19 protein-coding genes, 1 tRNA gene and 1 pseudogene are annotated in these 21,461 nt (G+C 56.3%); 8 read left to right on the top strand and 13 right to left on the bottom strand.

Going from position 1 to position 21,461, the window contains the following annotated elements:
• Nucleotides 1-31 precede the first annotated feature (31 nt).
• From lysS to RY831_RS24730, 3 genes are all read left to right on the top strand, one after another.
• Complete coding sequence (lysS, locus tag RY831_RS24740) at nt 32-1,558, top strand: lysine--tRNA ligase (RefSeq protein WP_326509043.1); 1,527 nt, start codon at nt 32-34, stop codon at nt 1,556-1,558.
• 325 nt (nt 1,559-1,883) lie between these two features.
• Nucleotides 1,884-2,579 (top strand): outer membrane lipoprotein, encoded by a 696-nt coding sequence (locus tag RY831_RS24735; RefSeq protein ID WP_326509042.1) that lies wholly within the window; start codon nt 1,884-1,886, stop codon nt 2,577-2,579.
• Between the two features lie 86 nt (nt 2,580-2,665).
• Nucleotides 2,666-4,375: a PAS domain-containing sensor histidine kinase gene (locus RY831_RS24730; RefSeq protein ID WP_326509041.1), complete on the top strand. Its 1,710-nt coding sequence runs from the start codon at nt 2,666-2,668 to the stop codon at nt 4,373-4,375.
• 70 nt (nt 4,376-4,445) lie between these two features.
• Here RY831_RS24730 and iscX read toward each other — a convergent pair whose 3' ends face one another.
• The 12 genes from iscX to uvrB form a co-directional block, all read right to left on the bottom strand.
• Nucleotides 4,446-4,640: a Fe-S cluster assembly protein IscX gene (iscX, locus tag RY831_RS24725; RefSeq protein ID WP_326509040.1), complete on the bottom strand. Its 195-nt coding sequence runs from the start codon at nt 4,638-4,640 to the stop codon at nt 4,446-4,448.
• Between the two features lie 14 nt (nt 4,641-4,654).
• A complete protein-coding gene (gene fdx, locus RY831_RS24720) occupies nt 4,655-4,993 on the bottom strand; it encodes an ISC system 2Fe-2S type ferredoxin (RefSeq protein WP_326509039.1) in 339 nt (112 codons plus the stop codon).
• 45 nt (nt 4,994-5,038) lie between these two features.
• Nucleotides 5,039-6,904: a Fe-S protein assembly chaperone HscA gene (gene hscA, locus RY831_RS24715; protein WP_326509038.1), complete on the bottom strand. Its 1,866-nt coding sequence runs from the start codon at nt 6,902-6,904 to the stop codon at nt 5,039-5,041.
• Between the two features lie 54 nt (nt 6,905-6,958).
• Entirely contained in the window at nt 6,959-7,474 is a 516-nt protein-coding gene (hscB, locus tag RY831_RS24710; protein WP_326509037.1) for a Fe-S protein assembly co-chaperone HscB, read from the bottom strand.
• Nucleotides 7,475-7,558: 84 nt separating this feature from the next.
• Entirely contained in the window at nt 7,559-7,882 is a 324-nt protein-coding gene (iscA, locus tag RY831_RS24705) for an iron-sulfur cluster assembly protein IscA (RefSeq protein WP_326509036.1), read from the bottom strand.
• 49 nt (nt 7,883-7,931) lie between these two features.
• On the bottom strand, nt 7,932-8,333 hold the full coding sequence (iscU, locus tag RY831_RS24700) for a Fe-S cluster assembly scaffold IscU (RefSeq protein ID WP_326509035.1): 402 nt from the start codon (nt 8,331-8,333) through the stop codon (nt 7,932-7,934).
• A gap of 27 nt (nt 8,334-8,360) precedes the next feature.
• Nucleotides 8,361-9,614, bottom strand: coding sequence for an IscS subfamily cysteine desulfurase (locus tag RY831_RS24695; protein WP_326509034.1), 1,254 nt, complete (start codon nt 9,612-9,614; stop codon nt 8,361-8,363).
• Between the two features lie 15 nt (nt 9,615-9,629).
• Nucleotides 9,630-10,103, bottom strand: coding sequence for a Fe-S cluster assembly transcriptional regulator IscR (iscR, locus tag RY831_RS24690; RefSeq protein WP_326509033.1), 474 nt, complete (start codon nt 10,101-10,103; stop codon nt 9,630-9,632).
• Between the two features lie 326 nt (nt 10,104-10,429).
• Nucleotides 10,430-11,413 (bottom strand): hypothetical protein, encoded by a 984-nt coding sequence (locus RY831_RS24685; RefSeq protein ID WP_326509032.1) that lies wholly within the window; start codon nt 11,411-11,413, stop codon nt 10,430-10,432.
• 287 nt (nt 11,414-11,700) lie between these two features.
• Nucleotides 11,701-12,234, bottom strand: a complete 534-nt coding sequence (locus tag RY831_RS24680) for a low molecular weight protein-tyrosine-phosphatase (protein WP_326509089.1) — start codon at nt 12,232-12,234, stop codon at nt 11,701-11,703.
• Nucleotides 12,235-12,429: 195 nt separating this feature from the next.
• Nucleotides 12,430-13,221, bottom strand: coding sequence for a uracil-DNA glycosylase family protein (locus tag RY831_RS24675; RefSeq protein WP_326509031.1), 792 nt, complete (start codon nt 13,219-13,221; stop codon nt 12,430-12,432).
• Nucleotides 13,222-13,315: 94 nt separating this feature from the next.
• Nucleotides 13,316-15,409 carry an excinuclease ABC subunit UvrB gene (uvrB, locus tag RY831_RS24670; protein ID WP_326509030.1) on the bottom strand — a complete coding sequence of 698 codons (2,094 nt, stop codon included), beginning with the start codon at nt 15,407-15,409 and terminating at the stop codon, nt 13,316-13,318.
• Between the two features lie 117 nt (nt 15,410-15,526).
• On the opposite strand from uvrB, the gene RY831_RS24665 reads away from it, so the two are divergent.
• The 3 genes from RY831_RS24665 (at nt 15,527) to RY831_RS24655 (ending at nt 18,853) form a co-directional block, all read left to right on the top strand.
• Nucleotides 15,527-16,741: an amino acid aminotransferase gene (locus RY831_RS24665; protein WP_326509029.1), complete on the top strand. Its 1,215-nt coding sequence runs from the start codon at nt 15,527-15,529 to the stop codon at nt 16,739-16,741.
• Between the two features lie 204 nt (nt 16,742-16,945).
• A tRNA-Asn gene (locus tag RY831_RS24660) sits at nt 16,946-17,021 on the top strand.
• 857 nt (nt 17,022-17,878) lie between these two features.
• Nucleotides 17,879-18,853, top strand: coding sequence for a peptidase U32 family protein (locus RY831_RS24655; RefSeq protein WP_326509028.1), 975 nt, complete (start codon nt 17,879-17,881; stop codon nt 18,851-18,853).
• Nucleotides 18,854-18,893: 40 nt separating this feature from the next.
• On the opposite strand, the gene RY831_RS24650 is transcribed toward RY831_RS24655, so the two are convergent.
• Nucleotides 18,894-19,352, bottom strand: a complete 459-nt coding sequence (locus RY831_RS24650) for a DUF2721 domain-containing protein (RefSeq protein ID WP_326509027.1) — start codon at nt 19,350-19,352, stop codon at nt 18,894-18,896.
• 441 nt (nt 19,353-19,793) lie between these two features.
• Between RY831_RS24650 and RY831_RS24645 the strand changes: the two genes are divergently transcribed.
• Together RY831_RS24645 and RY831_RS24640 are read left to right on the top strand one after the other, a co-directional pair.
• Nucleotides 19,794-20,960, top strand: a complete 1,167-nt coding sequence (locus RY831_RS24645) for a sensor histidine kinase (RefSeq protein ID WP_326509026.1) — start codon at nt 19,794-19,796, stop codon at nt 20,958-20,960.
• Nucleotides 20,957-21,382: pseudogene (locus RY831_RS24640) on the top strand (response regulator); the annotation flags it as partial. The gene RY831_RS24645 and the pseudogene RY831_RS24640, both read left to right, overlap by 4 nt.
• Between the last annotated feature and the right edge of the window lie 79 nt (nt 21,383-21,461).

Genomic DNA, 21,461 nt, shown 5'->3' with positions numbered 1-21,461 from the left:
CGAGCCACTTGTCCAAACACGCAAACTTCAAATGAACAATCAAATAGAAAACGCCGCGCCGGCACAGGATGAAAATTCCATCATCGCCGAGCGCCGCGCCAAGCTGGCCGCCTTGCGGGAACAAGGCGTTGCATTCCCGAACGACTTCCGCCCCGAACATAAGGCCGCCGCGCTGCATTTGCAGTATGGGGAAATGACCAACGAACAGCTCGAAGCCAATCCGGTCAGGGTCAGCGTTGCTGGACGCATGATGCTCAAGCGCGTCATGGGCAAGGCTTCGTTCGCGACGATCCAGGACGGCTCAGGCCGCCATGCCGAAGGCCGCATCCAGCTCTACATCACGAACGACAACGCTGGTGAAGCCTCGCATACGGCATTCAAGCACTATGACCTGGGCGATCTGCTTGGCGCCGAAGGCGTGCTGTTCAAGACCAAGACCGGCGAGTTGTCAGTCAAGGTGACGGCGCTGCGCCTGCTGACAAAATCGCTGCGCCCGCTGCCGGACAAGTTCCACGGCCTGTCGGACCAAGAAACTAAATATCGCCAGCGCTACGTCGATCTCATCACCAGCGAAGAGACGCGCCGCACTTTCAAGGCCCGTACCGCCGCGATGTCGTCGATCCGCCGCTTCATGTCCGAGCACGACTTCATGGAAGTCGAAACGCCGATGCTGCATCCGATCCCGGGCGGAGCCGCGGCCAAGCCTTTCATCACGCATCACAATGCACTCGACATGCAGATGTTCCTGCGCATTGCGCCCGAGCTCTACTTGAAACGACTGGTGGTGGGCGGCTTCGACCGCGTGTTCGAGGTCAACCGCAACTTCCGCAACGAAGGCGTGTCGCCGCGGCACAATCCCGAATTCACGATGATGGAGTTCTATGCCGCCTATGTCGATTACAAGTGGCTGATGGACTTTACCGAAGCAGTGATCCGCCAGGCGGCGATCGATGCGCACGGCACCGCCCAGCTCACCTACCAGGGAAAAGAGCTCGATCTCAGCAAGCCCTTCCACCGGATGACCATCGTCGAGGCCATCAACAAGTATGCGCCGCATTACACCAATGCACAGCTGCAGGATGCCGCCTTCGTCAAGGCCGAACTCAAGAAGTTCGGCGTGGAACCGCTCGCCACGGCAGGCCTGGGCGCGCTGCAACTGGCCCTCTTTGAAGAGACGGCCGAGTCGCAGTTATGGGAGCCGACCTACATCATCGACTATCCGATTGAAGTGTCTCCCCTGGCCCGCGCGTCCGATACCGTACCCGGCATCACCGAGCGTTTCGAGCTTTTCATCACCGGCCGCGAAATCGCCAACGGCTTTTCTGAGCTCAACGATCCGGAAGACCAGGCGGCGCGATTCCAGGCACAGGTGGCGGCAAAGGATGCAGGCGATGAAGAGGCCATGTATTACGACGCGGACTATATCCGCGCGCTCGAATACGGCCTGCCTCCCACCGGCGGCTGCGGCATCGGCATCGATCGCCTGATGATGCTGATCACCGACTCCCCGAATATCCGCGACGTCATTCTTTTCCCGCATCTCCGCAAGGAAGACTGAGCGTATTACGGATTGCCCGGCGCCGGGCAATCCGTTGCCCTGCCCAGGTAGATCACGGACGCCCTGCGTTCGCTTTTCCTGCGGATCCTGCCCATCAGGGCCACCAGACCACTCCCCTTTCTCCACGATCGTCGTTGGTTTTGCATCTATGACACACGCCAGGGACTTTATTCCCGCCCGCGATTGACCCATATCAATCGGCTTACAAAGCATTACAGCTTACACACACGCACTGTTTTATTTCCAACGTCCAATTCGGATAATGAATTGACGCTGCCGCCGCGTCCATCAGTGGATCGGGCAGCGCATTTCAAAGGAGGACAGCATGGAAAGCAACAAGACAGCAAACCGCATGCACCCGCTCGTCGCCGGAGCAGCCGTTTCCGTCATGGTGGTTAGTCTGACCGGTGTAGCGGCAATGACGGGAATGCTTCCCAACTCCCATGGTTCCATCACATCCCCATCGGGCAATAGCCTCGGCAGTTCGATTGGCGAGGCGGCGGCGGCCACGTCGCCCGCAGCATTGCTGCAAGGCGAACCGGACCGGGAACAGGCGGATAGCGTCCTTCCTCAGGCGCCTGGACGGCTCGTGGACGACAGCGATGCTCCGCCGTCCAGTGCGCTGGCTGGAACACGACGCCAGAATTCCGCTCAGCCCTCCACCGTCGCAAAGGCGCCAGCCGCCTGTAGAAGCTGCGGACACGTGGAATCGGTTCAGATTATCAAGCAAGCGGCTGAATCCAGCGGCATCGGCATGTTAGCCGGCGCCGTACTTGGCGGCGTACTCGGCAACCAGATTGGAGACGGCAGCGGCCGAAAGATTGCAACCGTCGCCGGTGCGGTCGGTGGAGGCTACGCTGGCAACGAAGTCGAAAAACGCACCCGGGCGAACACGTCGTACCACGTCAGGGTGCGGATGGAGAACGGTGCCGTACGCACCTTTCCGTTTACCAAACAGCCGTCATGGAGTGCGGGAGACCGGGTCCGCATCGTCAAGGGACGACTTGCTGCACGCGCGTGATGACCCGCACCGCTGTCACTGGTTTGCCGGGCGACAGGAGCATTGCCTCCGGGTAGACGATTCGGCTCGTTCGTCGGCGCAAGAATATGCTCGTTTTGGCGCAGGCGTTACCAAGCCGGCCAAGCAGGTTCCCGAAGCCGGCTCGCTTGCCAGCAGTTCTCTGTGACCGCACATTTGGCTTTCGGCATTTTCATTTGCTTTTCGACTCGCGGAGAGAACTGCTTGTGGAATACGGCAACGACAAACAACCCATGCAACGACCGCTGATGCGCCGCCGTAACGATCGGGCAAAATTAACGGATGAAACTCGCCTGGACTGTTACCTATCGGAAACCAACATCATAGGCCGCAGCTCTGACGCGTCTGCGCAATACCTCAACGAGAAGCGAACGGATACCCGAAAGAGCCTGTTTGCAGACCTATATGACTTGGCTCCGGTTGCCTACTTCCTGACGAACCAGAGCGGCGCCATTCAGGAAGTCAACCTGACCGGCGCGGGATTGCTGGGCATTTCACGTGACACGCTTCGCGGCAGAAGCCTGGTCGATTTCGTGTCGCTGGACATGCACGACGTCTTTCATGATTTTCTCAGGCAAGTCCTCCCTAGCAGCAACAAGATTACCTGCGAACTGACGTTCCTCGACGTCCGGAAAAAGCCGTTCTTCGCGCATGTGGAAGCCAATGCCGATGCCGACGGCAAATCCTGTCGCATCGTATTGTGCGACATCAGCGAACGCAAGCAGGCTGAACTGGCATTGATAGAAAGCGAAGAGCGATTCCGGCTGATGGCCGATTCCGCGCCGGTGCTCATCTGGATCACCGGTCCGGACCAGGAATATGTGTGGTTCAATAAAATGTGGCTGGAGTTCACCGGCCGGACCCTAGAACAGGAATTGGGACACGGCTGGACCGAAGGCATTCATGTCGAGGATCTGAAATCCTGCGTCGCGGAGCAGTCGTCGGCGTTTGCCGAGCGCCGTCCATTCACCGTGGAGTATCGGCTGCGCAGGCACGACGGACATCATCACTACATGCTGGCGCACGGGGTTCCGCGCAGCTCGCCCTCAGGCCGCTTTCTCGGTTATATCGGCAGCTGCACCGACATTTCCGAACGCAAAAAAACGGAAGAGCAGTTGCGCCATTCGCGGCAGATGCTGCGGCATCTGGTGTCTTACCAGGAACGAGTGCGGGAGGATGAGCGCAAGCGGATCGCGCGTGAGATCCATGATGATCTCGGCCAGAACCTGCTGGCGTTGCGAATCGACGTCTCCATGCTGCACACCCGCACCGGCTCAGCGCACCCCAAACTGAATGAACGCGTCAGCGTCGCGCTCAACCATATCGACGCAACCATGAAGGCAGTGCGCGCGGCCATCAATAACCTGCGGCCTACCGTCCTCGACCTGGGACTGTCAGCGGCAATCGAATGGCAGGTGCAGGATTTCCAGCGCCGCAGCAGCATTGCCTGCGAGCTGGCGATGGAAGACGATATCAGCCTGGACGACAGCCGCGCGACAGCGCTGTTTCGCATCCTGCAGGAGTCGCTGAACAATGTGATCCGACATGCGCAGGCAAGTCAGGTCGAGATCGAACTGTACAAGGAGTCAGGGCAGCTGATCATGCGCGTCGCGGACAATGGCATCGGCATTTATCCGGATTGCAGGAGAAAGGCAAATTCTTTCGGACTTGTCGGCATTGAAGAAAGAATTAACGCGCTCGGCGGCGAGATGACCATCGATAGCAGACCGGATCGCGGCACGACCCTGATCGTGTCGCTGCCGCTCAATGCGGTATGAACGCTGCATGAACGCGCGGTGTAAGCGACGCTGTCACAAAAGCCTGTTCAGGAATTGCCCAATGGGGAAGCTACTGGGCTTCCTCGATCCACGCCATCTGGATCGCTTCCAGGATCTTTTCTCCCGAGCGTTGCGGATCGTCATCGAAACCGTCCAGCTCGCACACCCATTTGTGCAGGTCGGTGAATCGCACCGTCAGCGGATCCACATCGGGGAATTTGTCGTACAGCTCTTCGGCGATGCGGGTCGTATCAGTCCACTTCATGTCTGCGCTTCCGTTCAGTGATTTTCGCTCGCATGGTTGATCGTGTATTTTGGTATTTCGACCACCACATTCTCTTCCGCCAAAATAGCCTGGCATGAAAGGCGGGACGTGGCTTCAAGGCCCCAGGCGCGGTCTAGCAGATCTTCTTCCTTCTCCTCCAGCTCGTTCAGCGACTGGAAACCTTCACGCACCACGACATGGCAGGTGGTGCAGGCACACGATTTTTCGCAGGCATGCTCGATGTCGATGTCGTGTTCGAGCAAGGCATCGCAGATGGACTTGCCTGCCGGTGCTTCGATGACTGCGCCCTCCGGGCACAAGCTTGCGTGAGGGAGTACAACGATTTGGGGCACTTGGGATTCCTTGCAAAAATATGAATTCAATACGATGAAAAACGCCTATGCGATCTGGTCGAGCTTTTTGCCGGCGAGCGCGGCACGAACGCTGCGATCCATGCGCCGGGCCGCGAATTCTTCAGTGCCCCTGGCAAGCGCATCGACGGCGGCCTTGATGGCAGCATGATCGTCGCCCTGCAGGCACTCCTGCACCGTCGCCATCAGGCCGGCGATGTCCGCGCGCTCCTGCTCCGACAGCAATGAGGCATCCGCATCCAGCGCGGAGCCGGTTGCCAGCAGGATGCGCTCCGCCTCCACCTGCTCTTCCCGCAATGCCCGCAGCTTCATGTCGATGTCGGCAGAACTGTAGGAATCCTGCAGCATCTTCGCGATGTCCTCATCGCCGAGACCATAGGATGGCTTGACTGCAATCGACGCCTCCACGCCGGAATGCTGCTCTCTCGCTGAAACCGACAGCAAGCCGTCGGCATCGACCTGATAGGTGACGCGGATACGCGCGGCGCCGGCCGCCATGGGTGGAATGCCGCGCAGTTCGAAGCGCGCGAGCGACCTGCAGTCCGCAACCAGTTCGCGCTCGCCCTGCACTACGTGAATGGCCATCGCCGTCTGGCCATCCTTGAATGTCGTGAATTCCTGTGCGCGTGCGCAAGGAATCGTGGAGTTGCGCGGGATAACCTTCTCGACCAGTCCTCCCATGGTCTCGATGCCCAGCGACAGCGGGATCACATCGAGCAGGAGCCAGTCATCTCCCGGCGCGCGGTTGCCGGCCAGCAGATTGGCCTGGATGGCGGCACCCAGCGCGACCACCTTGTCGGGATCGATGTTGGCCAGCGGCGTCGTCTGGAAAAACTCACCAACCGCTTTCCGTACGTGCGGCATGCGGGTTGCGCCGCCGACCAGCACGACACCGTCGACGTCATCCACGGCAAGGCCGGCATCGCGCAGGGCCTTGCGGCACGGCGTAATGGTCTTGGCGACGAGATGCTGGGTAATCTGAGTAAAGGTTTCCGCCGAGAGGGTCAGATGCACTTCCTCCCCGGAATTGAGAACGGCATCGATATGCGTTTCCGCCTGGGTCGACAGTAGCTCCTTGGCTTCGCGCGCCTTGACCATCAGGATGCGCATATCCTTGTCGGACAGGGGCGCAAGATTGCCGTGCTCGACAATCCAGCAAAGGATGCGATGATCGAAGTCGTCGCCGCCAAGAGCGGAGTCGCCGCCGGTGGCGAGCACTTCGAACACGCCCTTCGTCAGCTTCAGTATCGAGATGTCGAACGTGCCGCCGCCGAGGTCGTACACCGCATATACCCCTTCAGAACTGTTGTCGAGACCGTACGCGATCGCCGCGGCCGTCGGCTCGTTGAGCAGGCGAAGCACGTTAAGGCCGGCCAGCTTGGCCGCATCCTTGGTAGCCTGGCGCTGCGCATCGTCGAAATAGGCCGGCACCGTGATCACTGCGCCGACCAGTTCGTCGCCGAGCGCGTCTTCGGCGCGCTGGCGCAGCGTCGCAAGAATCTGCGCCGACGTCTCGACCGGACTTTTAATGCCGGCAACGGTCTTCAGCTGCACCATGCCGGGCGCATCGACGAAGTCGTAAGGCAGGTTTTCGGCGTAAGCGATATCCTTGAGTCCGCGGCCCATGAACCGCTTGACGGAGACGATCGTATTTTTCGGATCCGTGGTTTGCGCGGCCTGCGCCTTGTATCCGATGTGGGCATGGCCATTGGGCAGATAGCGCACGATGGAAGGCAGGAGGGTATGCCCTTCTTCATCGCTGAGCACTTCGGGAATGCTGCTGCGCACCGTTGCGACCAGCGAATTGGTGGTGCCGAGATCGATTCCCACAGCCAGCCTGTGCTGGTGCGGCGCGGTGGACATGCCCGGTTCAGAGATTTGAAGTAAAGCCATAGTAGATTTTCGGTATCGGCACGGTCACGTCCGCAATGCGGTCACTATCGATCGTCAGCCTTCAAGTTGTTCAAAAACTGCCTGTACTTCTTCCGCAAACTTCTCGAGAAACATCAACTGCCGCACGCGCTGCGCAGCCTCCGCGAAATTCTTCGCCTCCAGGATCACCCCGATATCCGAGAGCTCTTCCTTGCGTGCAGCGCGCAATTCCTGGTCCAGGCGATCGAGCGCGGCCAGATCTTTCCCTGCCCTCGCGTCTTCCAGCGCTTCCCGCCATTCCATCTGCTGCATCAGGAACGCCGTCGGCATTGCCGTATTGGATTCGATCTGCAGATCGACGCCATTCAATTCGCACAGATACGCAGCGCGCTTAAATGGATTCTTCAAGGTCTGATACGCCTCATTGGCGCGCGTTGCCCATTGCATCGCCACCCGCTTCTCGGACCCGCTCGCATTGGAAAACTTGTCCGGATGCACGCGATTCTGCACTTCGCGATACGCGGCATCGAGGGCCGCGCTGTCTATCGCGAAGCGCTGCGGCAGCTGGAAAAGCTCAAAGTGATTTTGCATGACCGCCTAAAAGAAAAGCCTGTTTGTACTTCAACAGGCTTGGACAGGGCTATTCTCCATGACGGGAGAAGTTATCCGGTTCGATCAAATACGGAAGCTTTCGCCGCAACCGCACTCGTCCTTCACATTCGGATTATTGAACTTGAAGCCTTCGTTCAAGCCCTCGCGTGCGAAATCCAGTTCGGTGCCGTCGATGTACGGCAGGCTCTTGGGATCGACGAAAACCTTCACGCCATGCGATTCGAACACGCTGTCTTCCGGCGCGTTTTCGTCCACATACTCCAGCTTGTACGCAAGACCGGAGCAGCCGGTCGTGCGTACGCCGAAGCGCAAACCAATGCCCTTGCCGCGCCGTTCAATATAGCGATTGATGTGCTTTGCAGCTTTTTCGGTCAATGTGATTGCCATAACGCTTCAGTTTCCTTCTCGTATCCGTTATCGAGACAGCGGCACCGGATCAGGCCGCTTCCTTGGCATCGCTGCCATGCTTGGTCTTGTAATCCAGCACAGCCGCCTTGATTGCATCTTCGGCAAGGATCGAGCAGTGGATCTTCACCGGCGGCAGCGCCAGTTCTTCCGCAATCTGCGTATTCTTGATGGACATTGCCTCGTCCAGCGTTTTGCCCTTGACCCATTCGGTCACCAGCGACGACGAAGCGATCGCCGAACCGCAGCCGTAGGTCTTGAATTTCGCATCTTCAATGACGCCGTCAGCACCCACCTTGATCTGGAGCTTCATGACGTCGCCGCAGGCGGGCGCGCCAACCATGCCGGTGCCGACCGAGTCATCGCCCTTGTCGAATGCGCCGACATTGCGCGGGTTTTCATAATGATCGAGAACTTTTTCCGAGTAAGACATTTTCTTGCTCCTTGTATCTTTTAAAGGTCAGTGCGCAGCCCATTGGATCGTGCTGAGGTCGATCCCGTCCTTGTACATATCCCACAGCGGCGACAGCTCGCGCAGTTTCGCTACCTTGGTCTTGATCAGATTGATCGTGAAATCAATATCTTCTTCCGTGGTGAAACGGCCGATCGTGAAGCGGATCGAGCTGTGCGCCAGTTCATCGCTGCGGCCGAGCGCCCGCAATACATAAGATGGTTCCAGACTGGCTGAAGTACAAGCGGAACCGGAGGAAACAGCGATGTCCTTGATCGCCATGATCAGGGATTCGCCTTCGACATAGTTGAAGCTGACGTTGAGGTTGTGCGGCACACGATGTTCCATGTCGCCGTTGATATACACCTCTTCGATTTCGGTCAGTCCCTTTGCCAGGCGGTCGCGCAAGGACTTGATCCGTGCAATTTCCTGAGCCATCTCTTCCTTGGCAATACGGAATGCTTCACCCATGCCGACGATCTGGTGCGTGGGCAGCGTGCCGGAGCGCAGGCCGCGCTCATGGCCACCGCCGTGCATTTGCGCTTCGATACGCACGCGCGGCTTGCGGCGGACATACAGGGCGCCAATACCCTTCGGTCCATAAGTCTTGTGGGCAGTAAAGGTCATCAGATCGACCTTCCACTTCTCGAGGTCGATCTCCATCTTCCCTGTCGCCTGGGCGGCATCGCAATGGAAGATGATGCCCTTGGAGCGGCAGAATTCACCGATTTCCGGAATCGGCTGGACCACGCCGATTTCATTGTTCACCAGCATCACCGAGACAAGGATGGTGTCGGGACGGATCGCTTCCTGCAGTTGCTCCAGCGTGACCAAGCCGTTGTCCTGCGGCTGCAGGTAAGTCGCGTCGAATCCCTGGCGCTCCAGCTCGCGCACGGTATCCAGCACGGCCTTGTGTTCGGTCTTGACGGTGATGATGTGCTTGCCCTTGGTCTTGTAGAAATGCGCGGCGCCCTTGAGCGCAAGGTTGTTGCCCTCGGTCGCGCCGGAAGTCCAGACAATTTCACGCGGATCTGCATTGACCAGTGCCGCCACATGGGCACGCGCCTCTTCAACCGCCTTCTCGGCAGTCCAGCCGTACATGTGGCTGCGCGATGCCGGATTGCCGAACTGCTCGCGCAGGTAGGGAATCATTTTTTCGGCAACGCGGGGATCGATCGGCGTCGTCGCCGAGTAATCCATGTAGATCGGAAAGTGCGGTGCCTTGATGGTTTCGATCAGGCTTTTTTCCAAAGGGGCGTTCATACTGGCTAACTCCAATCAGGCGGCTATATGGGGGCGCGGCATCAGCACCACGTTATGTTCGGCATTCTTCTGGCGCTGCTGGTCGACCAGATCCTTCAGCGACACGGAATCCAGGTATTCGACCATCTTGGCATTGAGCGTCGCCCAAAGATCATGTGTCATGCAGCGGCTACCGTGTTCGTGACCAGGGCTGTGGCAATTCTCCTTGCCGCCGCACTGTGTCGCATCGATGGGTTCATCGACCGCGATGATGATGTCGGCAACGGTGACGTCTTCCGGCTTGCGGGCCAGTGTGTAACCGCCGCCCGGACCGCGCACCGATTCGACAATCTCATGACGGCGCAGCTTGCCGAACAGCTGCTCAAGATAGGACAGCGAAATTTCTTGCCGCTGGCTAATTGCGGACAATGTCACCGGCCCTTTGTCGTCGCGCAACGCGAGATCGATCATTGCAGTTACTGCAAAACGGCCTTTAGTAGTCAGACGCATATCCCTCAACTCCAGAGCAGAACTTCGAACCTGTTAAACCGAATAACTTAGTACCCGAAGAATTTAGTCAAGTATATCAAAGTTGAGTAAATTTGTCAGGTATTGAGGACGATGGGATCAGCTGGTATTCGCTGCTCCGTATTTATCTTTACCGGAGCCGTGCGAAAGACAAGAAAAGACAATCAGGCAAGAGCAACAGCTTCCAGAGGGGAGGTTTCAGGCAAGGAATTATTTCACAAATTGCATGGACGTGCTGACAGCCCATGCGGTTCCGGCATGGGCGTTAAGGAAACCACCTGAAGATGGGTCGAAGCCGGAATGACCGGTTACTGCAGCTTCAGCCGGACGAACATCATGTAAGCAGTAGGATCCTTGCCATAGGAAGGCATCATGTCCGAGGGCACAAGATGGCGGCTGACGAAAGCGCCCACCTCCACTCCAAATGGACCATTGATGCGGAGGTCCTGGTAATAGCCGAGAGTGACCCGATTCAAGGTGAACAATTGGCGCGGCAGGGCTTCGTTCGCCCGCATCAGGCTGTCGCTGCCGATCTGCTCGATGCGGCCGAACATTGAATGGACGCCGGCGAACCGCAGCGTCGATTCGAGCAGGTACCCGGAATGACTTTCCCGATTCTTGCGCGCGTTGCGTCCCCAGGCGAAAGTGGTTTCCCAGCCCCCTGTTGAAAATGGACGGCTGTACGTCGCGGCAAGGGCCGTACGCCGCACCTGCTCGCCGGGAACCAGATTGTCGAGATTGCTGACGGCTCCCCTGCTCAGCTTGATAAGCCAGTTTTCCGCCGGGCTGAAAGACAAGCGGGTCGACCGCCAGTTAGCGCGCAATTCGCTGCCTTGCTGTCGAGCTGCATTCTCATAAGACTGTCTTGAAGGCTGCAGCGCGGTGCCTTCGATACTCAAGCGCTTCCATCGATATCCCAGCATGAATCGCTGGCCACTGGCATAGAGATCATCCACCGGGGACATCAGTCGCAACGGTTCGCTATCGGGCCAGAGAGTACGATCGTCAATCGTACCCGACATGACCGGCCTCTTCACATCAACATAAAATCCTTGTGGGGCAGGCGTATGTGGTGGTTTTATACCGGCGCCCTGATCAGCCGACAAAGATTGCAGATTCGGAGATTGACCGCCGCCAGGTCGATCATGCATTGCCGTTATTAATACCTGATCCTGCGAGGAGAAATTATGCAAGCCTTGCTCGTCTTCCCGTTCGGCCACCGCGGCGTGGGCAGTCACCGCGCTTGATACAAGGCACCCCATCGAAATCAATACCGGCAGGAAGATTTTCATGATGTCATGTCATTGCTGAAGGTACTTTAACCCTAGCAATCTTTATACCAGTTTATTGCATTAATCATAACTTCCTTAAAACTGGAAAGGCTGGTAATTACAGGAGCCGAATTGCAATACCAGACTGACAAACTTGCTCTGCATTGAAGTTTTTACACGCTGCTATACTCTTTATGAAATTGTCAAATTTGCATTTAGGTTGGTAATACCTATCCTATTCCGATGCGCATTTGCTACGCGAATGCTCGGACGCAATGCTTCAGCTTTAGCAGGAAGTGACCCGAAGTTTATAAATGTCCCGAAATGTGCCGGGTCGATTCAATCCCATTCGGATATGTCTTTGCGCTGCCGCCCTGCAGGATTGATTTAAGCAAGCCACGGCAACCATCTTCAATGTAATCGAGCACAAGTTCGAAGTCCTTTGCGCTTCGATAGTAAGGATCATGCACGATCGACGCTGCATGCTCCTCCGCATACGACATCAGCAGCTTTATTTTGTGGTGATGTTCGGGGTCGCATTGGCTCTGCAAGATTTCCAGGTTGTTGAAATCCATGCCCAAAATTAAATCAAAGCGGGAGAAGTCGCGGACCTCGATCTTTCTTGCCCTCAGCCGGCTCAGGTCGTAACCGCGCTTGCGGGCGGCAACCTGGGCGCGCGGATCAGGCGCTTCGCCGACATGGTAGCCATGCGTGCCGGCGGAATCGATCAGGACGTACTGATGCAAGCCCGCAGCGAATGCCATTTGGCGCAATACGCCTTCCGCAGTCGGCGAGCGGCAGATATTGCCCATGCAAACGAAGAGAACGCGCGTCGTATCCATATTTCTGCCCCCACCAATGGCTGCGCCTGACTTGGCGAACATGACCGAACGAAAAGATGAATCCAATCTTGGCGAATTGGATTTGCCACGCCATGATTTTGGACAAAATTTTTCTACCGGCGTCAGGGCAGGCGACCAAGCTCTGATGGAAATCACAATAATTCTGCTCGGCAAAAGCAGGCCGCGCCGGGACAGCTACTTTTGCTGTTGCAGCAATCGCATGGGAGCGAACAAGTGCTGCATCGTTTTGTTATTGATAAAGGAAAGGTTGTAAGGATGCTCCGAAACGGCGCGGGGAAAAAGCGGGGTGGCCTCAAGCGCACCCAGTTGCTCGGCTATCTTCCCCCAGAGAACAAGGGTTGGCGGAGACAGGTTCCGGTCCTTGAAATGTGCCAGCAGGGCATTGAGGACCACTTCGAGGAACGGCCGCCAAGCCCTTGCGTCGCGCAGTGGAGGAACCTCCGACCGGAAGACCAGGCTTGCGTTCAGCAGCAGGAAACCGTGCCGCATCAGATTGGCCTGCAATTCGGTCAGCGTCTGTATGAATGGGGATCCGATCGCACGCGCCTTCGCCGATATTTCGGCAACGGCCTCGCCCGACGTGTTTTCCGCGACAAGCAAGCCATCCGCGACCAGCAGCATTTTCACGAAGTTCCGCAGCGAAGTGGCGCGATTGACCGGCTTGGACAAGCCTTTCTCCGACCAAAGCGATTCCACGGCGCCGTCCATGAAACACACGCCGGTGGCACTCTCCTCGCGCGGATACGGCCCTTCCCCGACCAGCACGAACCGGACCTCGTCAAGCGGCTTGGCAAAGGCGGCGAATATGCGTCCCTGCGTAGGCAGATAATTGTTTTCGGCCAGCGATGGAAGGTAGGCCGGGTCCGCAGCAGCAACCGCTTGCAAACCTTCGGTCAGAATCGGCTGCCATGATGCATGCGCAAGCTGCAAGGCTTGGCTCAGGGAAGCTGGCAGAAATGAAGGCATAGGCAAAAATCGTCAGGAATTGAAGACCATTGCTCCCGCCACCATCAACAGCCCAAAGCTGAAATGGCGGAGGCATACGCCACCGCCGGCAAGCTTACTTGCTGATTAAAGGGATGACGTTATCCATGCCGGGAGCACCGAACAGCTGCTCTTTCAAAAGATGCAACTGGTCCCGAATTTTAGCGGCCTTTTCAAACTCGAGATTCTTCGCGTGGTCCACCATGAGTTTTTCGAGGCGCTTGATTTCCTTGCTCACCTGCTTTTCGCTCATGGACTCGTACTTGGCCTGCTCCTGCGCGACCAGCAATTCGCCACGCGCCTCCTGCGGGCTGTAGACTCCGTCGATCAGGTCGCGGATTTCCTTCCTGACGCCGGCCGGTGTTATGTTGTTCGCGGTATTGAAAGCGATCTGCTTGGTCCGGCGCCGGTCCGTTTCGTCGATGGCGCGGCGCATGGAATCCGTGATCTTGTCACCATACAGAATCGCCGTGCCGTTCAGATTGCGGGCGGCCCGTCCTATCGTCTGGATCAGGCTGCGCTCCGAACGCAGGAAGCCTTCCTTGTCCGCATCCAGAATGGCAACCAGCGACACTTCGGGAATGTCCAGTCCTTCACGCAGCAGGTTGATGCCGACGAGGACGTCAAACGTGCCAAGGCGGAGATCGCGAATGATCTCGACGCGCTCCACCGTATCGATATCGCTATGCAGATATCGGACCTTGATCCCGTTGTCGCCCAGGAATTCCGTCAGCTGCTCGGCCATGCGTTTGGTCAGCGTAGTGACCAGCACGCGCTCGTTCTTCTTGATGCGCTCCGAGATTTCGGACATCAGGTCGTCGACCTGGGTGCTTGCAGGACGCACGGAAATCTGCGGATCGACCAGTCCGGTCGGCCGCACCACCTGCTCGACGACTTGCCCGGAATGCTGGCCTTCATACTCGGCGGGAGTTGCAGATACGAAGACCGTCTGCCGCATCTTCGCCTCGAATTCCAGGAACTTGAGCGGACGGTTGTCAAGCGCGGACGGCAGGCGGAAGCCGTAGTCCACCAGGTTGGTCTTGCGAGCGCGGTCGCCGTTGTACATGCCGTTAAGCTGTCCGAGCAGCACATGCGATTCGTCGAGGAACATCAGGGCGTCCTGCGGCAGATAATCCACCAGGGTCGGCGGCGGCTCACCCGGTTTCGCGCCGCTCAAATGACGCGAATAGTTTTCGATACCCTTGGTAAATCCGATTTCCTGCATCATTTCCAGGTCGAAGCGGGTGCGCTGCTCGAGCCTCTGCTCCTCGATCAGCTTGTTCTCCTTGCGGAAGAAGTCGAGGCGCTCGCGAAGCTCTTCCTTGATGCTTTCTATCGCACGCAGGACTGTGGAACGAGGGGTCACGTAATGCGAACCGGGGTAGATGGTGAAACGCGGAATTTTCTGCCTGACGCGCCCGGTGAGCGGATCGAACAACTGCAGGCTGTCGATTTCGTCATCGAAGGTTTCGATACGCAAGGCCAGCTCCGCATGTTCGGCGGGGAAGACATCGATCGTATCGCCACGCACGCGGAACGTACCGCGGCCGAAGTCGACTTCGTTGCGCGAATATTGCATCTGGATGAGGCGCGCGATCACGTCGCGCTGACTGACCTTGTCCTTGGCGCGCAAGGTCAGGATCATCTTATGGTATTCGTTCGGGTTACCGATACCGTAAATCGCGGATACGGTTGCCACGATCACCACGTCCCGGCGCTCCATCAGAGATTTCGTGCACGACAGCCGCATCTGCTCAATGTGCTCGTTGATCGAGGAATCCTTTTCGATGAACAGGTCCCGCTGCGGGACGTAGGCTTCCGGCTGATAGTAATCGTAGTAGCTGACGAAGTATTCCACCGCGTTCTGCGGGAAGAATTCGCGGAATTCGCTGTAAAGCTGCGCCGCCAGAGTCTTGTTGGGTGCGAAAATGATTGCCGGCCGTCCAAGCCGGGCAATCACGTTGGCCATCGTGTACGTTTTTCCCGAACCGGTTACGCCAAGGAGGGTCTGAAACGACAATCCGTCCTCGATACCTTCCACCAGTTTGGCAATTGCCGCTGGCTGATCGCCGGCGGGAGGAAAGGGCTGAAAGAGCCTGTATGGCGAATCGGGAAAAGTGACGATTTTCGATTCGTCAACGGGACTAGAAACCTGGGATAAATCTGCCATCTCAGTTCGACCTTTGGTAAAATATTAAGTTGCACCCTGATTCGAGGCCTTGCCCGAAATGACTACAACCCGGTTGCATCATGCTTACTTCTGCAGCCAATTTTTCATGTTATCACGATGAGCCAATCCCATCCCGCATCTCTGTTCAGCGCTATCGAAATGGCACCGCGAGACCCGATTCTCGGCATTACCGAAGCTTTCAACGCTGACAAAAACCCGAATAAAGTCAATCTCGGTGTCGGCGTTTATTACGATGACAACGGCAAGGTTCCGCTGCTCGATTGCGTTCGCAAGGCAGAAGCACAACTGATGGAAAAGCCCACGCCGCGCAGCTATCTGCCGATCGACGGTCTCGCCGCATACGACAAGGCGGTGCAAGAACTCGTATTTGGGGCCGACAGCGCGGTAGTTCAAGAAAAACGTGCAGTGACCGTGCAGGCACTCGGTGGCACAGGCGCACTGAAGATCGGCGCCGATTTCCTCAAGCGTTTCTCCCCGAACTCGCAGGTATGGATCAGCGATCCCAGCTGGGAAAATCATCGTGCGCTGTTCGAGGCCGCCGGTTTCGTGGTCAACAACTATCCGTACTACGATGCGGCGACCCGCGGCGTCAACTTCAGCGGCATGCTCAATGCGCTCAAGGAAATGCCGGCCGGCTCCATCGTGCTGCTTCACGCTTGCTGCCACAATCCGACCGGTGCCGACCTGACGCAGGAGCAGTGGACGGAGGTCATCAGCGTCGTATCCCAGCGCGGACTTGTTCCTTTCCTCGACATGGCCTATCAGGGCTTTGGCGACGGCATCGAGGAAGACGGCAAGGTCGTGCGCCGATTCGCTGAGGCAGGCGGCCCGCTGCTGGTTTCCAATTCATTCTCCAAGTCATTTTCGCTGTACGGTGAACGCGTAGGCGCGCTGAGCATTGCCGCTGTCAGCGCCGAGGAAGCCGGTCGCGTACTCTCTCAACTGAAACGCGTGGTTCGGACAAACTACTCGAACCCGCCGATTCATGGCGGCCAAGTGGTTGCCTCCACCCTTTCCAGCCCGGAATTGCGCAAGCTTTGGGAAGATGAACTGGCAGGCATGCGCGTACGCATCCGCGAAATGCGCCAGGCCCTGGTGGAGAAACTGAAGGACAAGGCGCCGGGTCAGGATTTCGATTTCGTCATCAAGCAGCGTGGCATGTTTTCCTATTCCGGCCTTACCAAGGAGCAGGTGGCACGTTTGCGGGACGAGTATTCGATTTATGCAGTTGATACCGGTCGCATCTGCGTAGCCGCGCTCAATTCGAAGAATATTGACGCCGTCGTCGATGCGATAGCGAAGGTGCTGTAAAGACCTTCTTGCTATGGGCGGGTGGATGCGCATGGAAGCAGGACAGTCCATCTGCGCGAAGCCCGCTCAAGTCTTTGACATCTGTGGAAAGATCGGCCTATAATAGCTGNGTGGATGCGCATGGAAGCAGGACAGTCCATCTGCGCGAAGCCCGCTCAAGTCTTTGACATCTGTGGAAAGATCGGCCTATAATAGCTGCTCTGTTCCCTGATAGCTCAGTCGGTAGAGCGACGGACTGTTAATCCGCAGGTCCCTGGTTCGAGTCCAGGTCGGGGAGCCAAAATTCAAAAGCCAGATAAGTCTTCACAGCCTTATCTGGCTTTTCCCGTTTTTGAGCCTTCCCTTCACTACCCTGAGCATGTAACTAGCGCCACAAGCAAATTCTTGCGGCTAGAGCGTTTTCGGCTTGACTGGATTAGGCGAGGCCGAGAACACTTGCCCGCAGGACAAGGCGTGATGACGCGACATGGCGGGGCCAAGGCAAGGAGACATAACGCAGTACTGCGGGCAAATATTCCGACATCGTCAGTACAGTCAAGCCGAAAACGCTCTAGGTCTTCGGAACCGTATGTAGGCGCATTCCACTCATTCAAAGTTAATTCAAAGTTAATTCAAAGAATTGGATGAGAAATGACTAACAAGGCACTGGATCGTATCGATATCGTTTACTCGACCTTTTTCGCCAAGCTCTTTCCACGTCATTCTGCACATGGAGCCTTCCATCGATCATCAGTGACTTGGTCGAGCAGACCCGTCGGCGCCAGGACGATGTTCTTGAGCTACGACTGATCCTTCGCGTGCTAAAGGATTTCGGGGTCCATTATTGCTGTCCGGCACCTTTTCTTATTGCTTTTCCCAGGATCATTCCAGCGCAAAGCATGGCGAAGAAACTTTTGTTTAGTTAAATCCGAACAGCAGTACTCGCCCTGGTCCCTGCTTCAAACTCGCAACAAAGATTCCTATGCGCAATGTAGTTTGAGTAATATCAATTTCCACAAAGAATCGTCTGCTAGATTGGAATCATTGCAATTAGGAAAATAAAGGTCGGAGTCAGGCGAACCTGTATGGCAGGCAGCATTCAAGTTACCTGAATTCAATGATCCTAATGCTAAGATGTAATTTCCGAAAGGAGCAGACATGGGTAAAGTTTCTGCACAGGTGTTTTCACTTCGGAGGGCATCGGAGCCAGTAACAGAAAGGCTTGAGCTGGCATGCCCGGCATATAACTTAACGAGTTTGAAGGCGGCAGTCGAAAACGGGGCCAATTCAATTTATATCGAATATCGCCCCGCCGGTTTGCATCCTCATTTGCGGTCGTTACTCGCTCATGATGCAGCGCTACGAAAAGGCATCCGCTATGCACATGCCCATAAAGCCAAAGTTGTACTTTCACTGTCTCAACCCCATGTGGATGCAGACCCCTGGACAGCCTCGATCGCGATGATAAGAGATGCGTCGAAACTGGGTATTGACGCAATTACGCTGTCGGATCCGGCACTTATGCTGTACACCGCAGCGCATTACCCTGGACTCGCCATGCACTACATGGCGCCCCAGTCGATGCTTGAGGCGAACGCAATCAGGCATTTGAAACGTAATATTCCATTTACTCGCGTAATCTTGCCGCGCGTAGTCTCCGTGGCCCAGATCGAGGAAATTTCCAGGATACCGGGCATCGGCGTCGAACTTGTCGGGTTCGGTAAAGGCTGCACCATCCTTACGCCTCGGGTCGCGCCACATGACACTCCGGACACTCCGACCCTGCCGGGGTGTCCTGCCGCGATTGAAAGGATTTCTCAACGTTCCTTCCATTCCGCCACGCCGCTCGATGGTGGCACTGAAGCTTGCGGTTTGCCCGGACCGGCGATGAACGATCAGCTTTTCCACCTCGAGCATTCCGACGAATGGCACGCGCTGAACGTCCTGCCGCAATTGGCGGCCATCCACGTACGGGCTTTGAGAATCGAACTGCAGGAGCATTCCTCTTCCAAGCTCGCTCGGCTTACACGTGTTTGGCGGGAAGCTATCGATGAATGCCTGCATGATACGCAGCACTTCAATGTGCGTCCTGCATGGCTGGCCGAACTCAGAAATCTTTCATCCTCGCATTGAGCCTGAAGGACTTGCCTGATAGAGGCTGCTTTTTTGCAGGCTACGTCTTTTTTGCAATACGCGTATTGCGAATGGAGATGGTTCTGGTTGCGATGAAAATTTCACGCAGAAGATAAACGAAGCTGCCGATCAAGGCAAACATTCCGAGCACGAAACAGAAACCGATAAAACCTGCAAGGCCCAGATTGAGCGCATCGCCGATAAACAGTGAAGCCACCACGATACAGACGAGCAAGCCGCAGGAAGTACTCAGCGTGATGGCACGATTGATCAGGTGCGCCCTACGGTACAGATAGTCGAGTTCCACGTAGGCATCCGCATGATCGGCCGCCGTCGTGGCATTGATCCTATCTTCAAGAATTCGCGACCGGTCGATAATGCGCGCCAGGCGGCTGGTAAGCACCGACAGCTTCGTGCCGACGCCAGTCAGGAGAAAAACAGGCGCAATGGCCAGTTGAATGATATGGCTGATCTCGCCCAGTTGAATATCAACGTTCATGGTGTTGGTCGAAAGAAAACCTTAGCTCCGCAGCCTTGATCCGTACAGAACGGATTGAGCGATCGCAAACGGGTTGGTACCTCGCGGAACCGTTGAAGGATGACGCTTACTATATAGCAACCGCGGGATTGTGCGTCCTCAACCTCATGTGATTTTAATCAGTCGATCCGTTTTTTTCGCGGTCCGACCCTGCGTATCCTAGACCCCACCGTTCGAGGATATTGTTTTCATCAAACCTTTGAATCTTCCACTCGATATGATCGATTTGAATGTTAGGAAGAGATCTCCCGATTTGTCGTGCCGTAACTTGGGCAGAAGCGCCGATCGATCGGATGGGCAATTCAGCGCGGCTAGCCTGTCCCTATCACGTAGTCTTTCGTCCGGCATCTACTGCTGACATCGAAAGTTGGCAAACATTTACTAGGCAATAGAGAAATTGTGATGACAACTTACTTGGAATCCAATCCCGGGCAACTACCGAATTTCATAACCACTCTTGCCCGCTTCCCCGCAAATAAAGTCGATCCATCGCTATTGTCAATCATCGAATCAGCCATGGACGGAGTCATCGTCGTCGATGCACAGCGCCATATCGTATTGGTGAATCAAAAAGCGGAACGCATCTTTGGCTATAGCGCAGACAACCTAATGGACAAATCCCTTGACATCCTGCTGCCGCACAGACTCGGCAACGAGCAGAAGCGTCGCATTGATCGCCTGTCGTCTGCACGATTCAACGAGCGACGTGCCAGGGTGGAGCTCAAGGGCGTGCATGCGAATGGCGAGCAGCTGGTCATGGATACCAGCATTACGCGAGTGGCCGTGCATGGAGAAGTGTACCTTGCGCTGATCCTGCACACCGCAACTGCCCGGCGCCCGCCGAATGAACTCAACCAGCGCCCCGTCGGCCAAGCAGACTTGAGGAAATGGGCGGCTTCGAGCCAGCAAGCGACGGAGGTGGAAAAGCGCCGGTTCTCGAAGAAACTCTATGATGATATCGGTCAGCGCCTGAGCGTACTCAAGCTCGATCTCGACTGGCTGGAAAACAGTCTTCCGGATACCGATGGCGGCTTGCCCGCCCGGGTAGCCCAAATGCAAGGATTGCTGGACAACGTCATTACGATGACAAAGAGCATGGCGTCTGCGTTGCGCCCTCCTCTTCTTGACGACTTCGGTCTACTTGCAGCGGCCGAATGGATGGCAGATAGTTTTCAGAAAAGAAGCGGGATTACTTGCACTGTGGAAACCACAGGCAAGTTTCAGAAACTTGATGATGCAATCGAATCCGCTGTTTTCCGTGTTATCCAGGAAAGCCTGTCGAATATCGAAAGGCATTCCCATGCGGGGACGGCAAAAATTGCTTTTGCACATACAGACCACCAACTCAATGTTATGATTCAGGATGATGGAATTGGCATGGAGCCTGGAAACGAACATAAACCAGATTGCTATGGCTTGATTGCGATGCAAGAACGCATCTTTGTGTTGGGAGGTACAATCAGCATACGTAATGCCGAGCCACATGGGGTAATAATCCAAGCTTCAATACCCATTGAACCTATTTTTCCCATAGAACAACCGAATACACCACCCGCAAGCAGCCTATGATTCGAATTGTAATCGCCGACGACCACACTATTATGCGTGAAGGACTGAAGCGCATTCTCGATGGAGCTGACGACATTGAGGTAGTCGGTGAAGCCGTCGACGGTTTCGAAGCACTGGCACATGTGCGCAAAGGCGGGTTCGACTTGCTGATGCTGGACCTGTCAATGCCAGGACGCAGCGGAGTCGAATTGATTCGGCAGATCAAGGATGAAGTTCCTAAACTCCCTATCCTGATTCTGACCATGCATGAAGAAGAGCAATACGCAGTCCGCGCCATCCGTGCGGGCGCACGCGGCTACCTCACCAAAGAGAGTGCCGGTACGCAGTTGGTCAGCGCAATCCGCAAAGTCGCTTCTGGACGTCCCTATATCAGCCTTGAAGTTGCAGAGCAGTTGGCGATGGACGTCATGCCGGCCAATGAAGGGACGTGTCAGGATTTCTGTGTGCGAGGTCGGTTTAGTTGATGGCGTTGGTAAAGCGCTCACCGAACATGATGGCGAA

This window comes from Noviherbaspirillum album, assembly GCF_035916955.1.
Lineage (GTDB): Bacteria > Pseudomonadota > Gammaproteobacteria > Burkholderiales > Burkholderiaceae_D > Noviherbaspirillum > Noviherbaspirillum album.
This window is presented reverse-complemented; position numbering and strand designations above follow the sequence as displayed.

Excerpts from the sequence above, each read along its gene's own strand:
- iscR (WP_326509033.1), bottom strand. The coding sequence starts at position 10,103 with ATGCGTCTGACTACTAAAGGCCGTTTTGCAGTAACTGCAATGATCGAT.
- RY831_RS24665 (WP_326509029.1), top strand. The coding sequence starts at position 15,527 with ATGAGCCAATCCCATCCCGCATCTCTGTTCAGCGCTATCGAAATGGCA.
- RY831_RS24675 (WP_326509031.1), bottom strand. The coding sequence starts at position 13,221 with ATGCCTTCATTTCTGCCAGCTTCCCTGAGCCAAGCCTTGCAGCTTGCG.
- hscB (WP_326509037.1), bottom strand. The coding sequence starts at position 7,474 with ATGCAAAATCACTTTGAGCTTTTCCAGCTGCCGCAGCGCTTCGCGATA.
- lysS (WP_326509043.1), top strand. The coding sequence starts at position 32 with ATGAACAATCAAATAGAAAACGCCGCGCCGGCACAGGATGAAAATTCC.
- hscA (WP_326509038.1), bottom strand. The coding sequence starts at position 6,904 with ATGGCTTTACTTCAAATCTCTGAACCGGGCATGTCCACCGCGCCGCAC.
- RY831_RS24685 (WP_326509032.1), bottom strand. The coding sequence starts at position 11,413 with ATGAAAATCTTCCTGCCGGTATTGATTTCGATGGGGTGCCTTGTATCA.
- RY831_RS24730 (WP_326509041.1), top strand. The coding sequence starts at position 2,666 with ATGCTCGTTTTGGCGCAGGCGTTACCAAGCCGGCCAAGCAGGTTCCCG.
- RY831_RS24645 (WP_326509026.1), top strand. The coding sequence starts at position 19,794 with ATGACAACTTACTTGGAATCCAATCCCGGGCAACTACCGAATTTCATA.
- uvrB (WP_326509030.1), bottom strand. The coding sequence starts at position 15,409 with ATGGCAGATTTATCCCAGGTTTCTAGTCCCGTTGACGAATCGAAAATC.
- RY831_RS24655 (WP_326509028.1), top strand. The coding sequence starts at position 17,879 with ATGGGTAAAGTTTCTGCACAGGTGTTTTCACTTCGGAGGGCATCGGAG.
- iscU (WP_326509035.1), bottom strand. The coding sequence starts at position 8,333 with ATGTCTTACTCGGAAAAAGTTCTCGATCATTATGAAAACCCGCGCAAT.
- iscA (WP_326509036.1), bottom strand. The coding sequence starts at position 7,882 with ATGGCAATCACATTGACCGAAAAAGCTGCAAAGCACATCAATCGCTAT.
- RY831_RS24650 (WP_326509027.1), bottom strand. The coding sequence starts at position 19,352 with ATGAACGTTGATATTCAACTGGGCGAGATCAGCCATATCATTCAACTG.
- iscX (WP_326509040.1), bottom strand. The coding sequence starts at position 4,640 with ATGAAGTGGACTGATACGACCCGCATCGCCGAAGAGCTGTACGACAAA.
- RY831_RS24695 (WP_326509034.1), bottom strand. The coding sequence starts at position 9,614 with ATGAACGCCCCTTTGGAAAAAAGCCTGATCGAAACCATCAAGGCACCG.
- RY831_RS24680 (WP_326509089.1), bottom strand. The coding sequence starts at position 12,234 with ATGGATACGACGCGCGTTCTCTTCGTTTGCATGGGCAATATCTGCCGC.
- RY831_RS24735 (WP_326509042.1), top strand. The coding sequence starts at position 1,884 with ATGGAAAGCAACAAGACAGCAAACCGCATGCACCCGCTCGTCGCCGGA.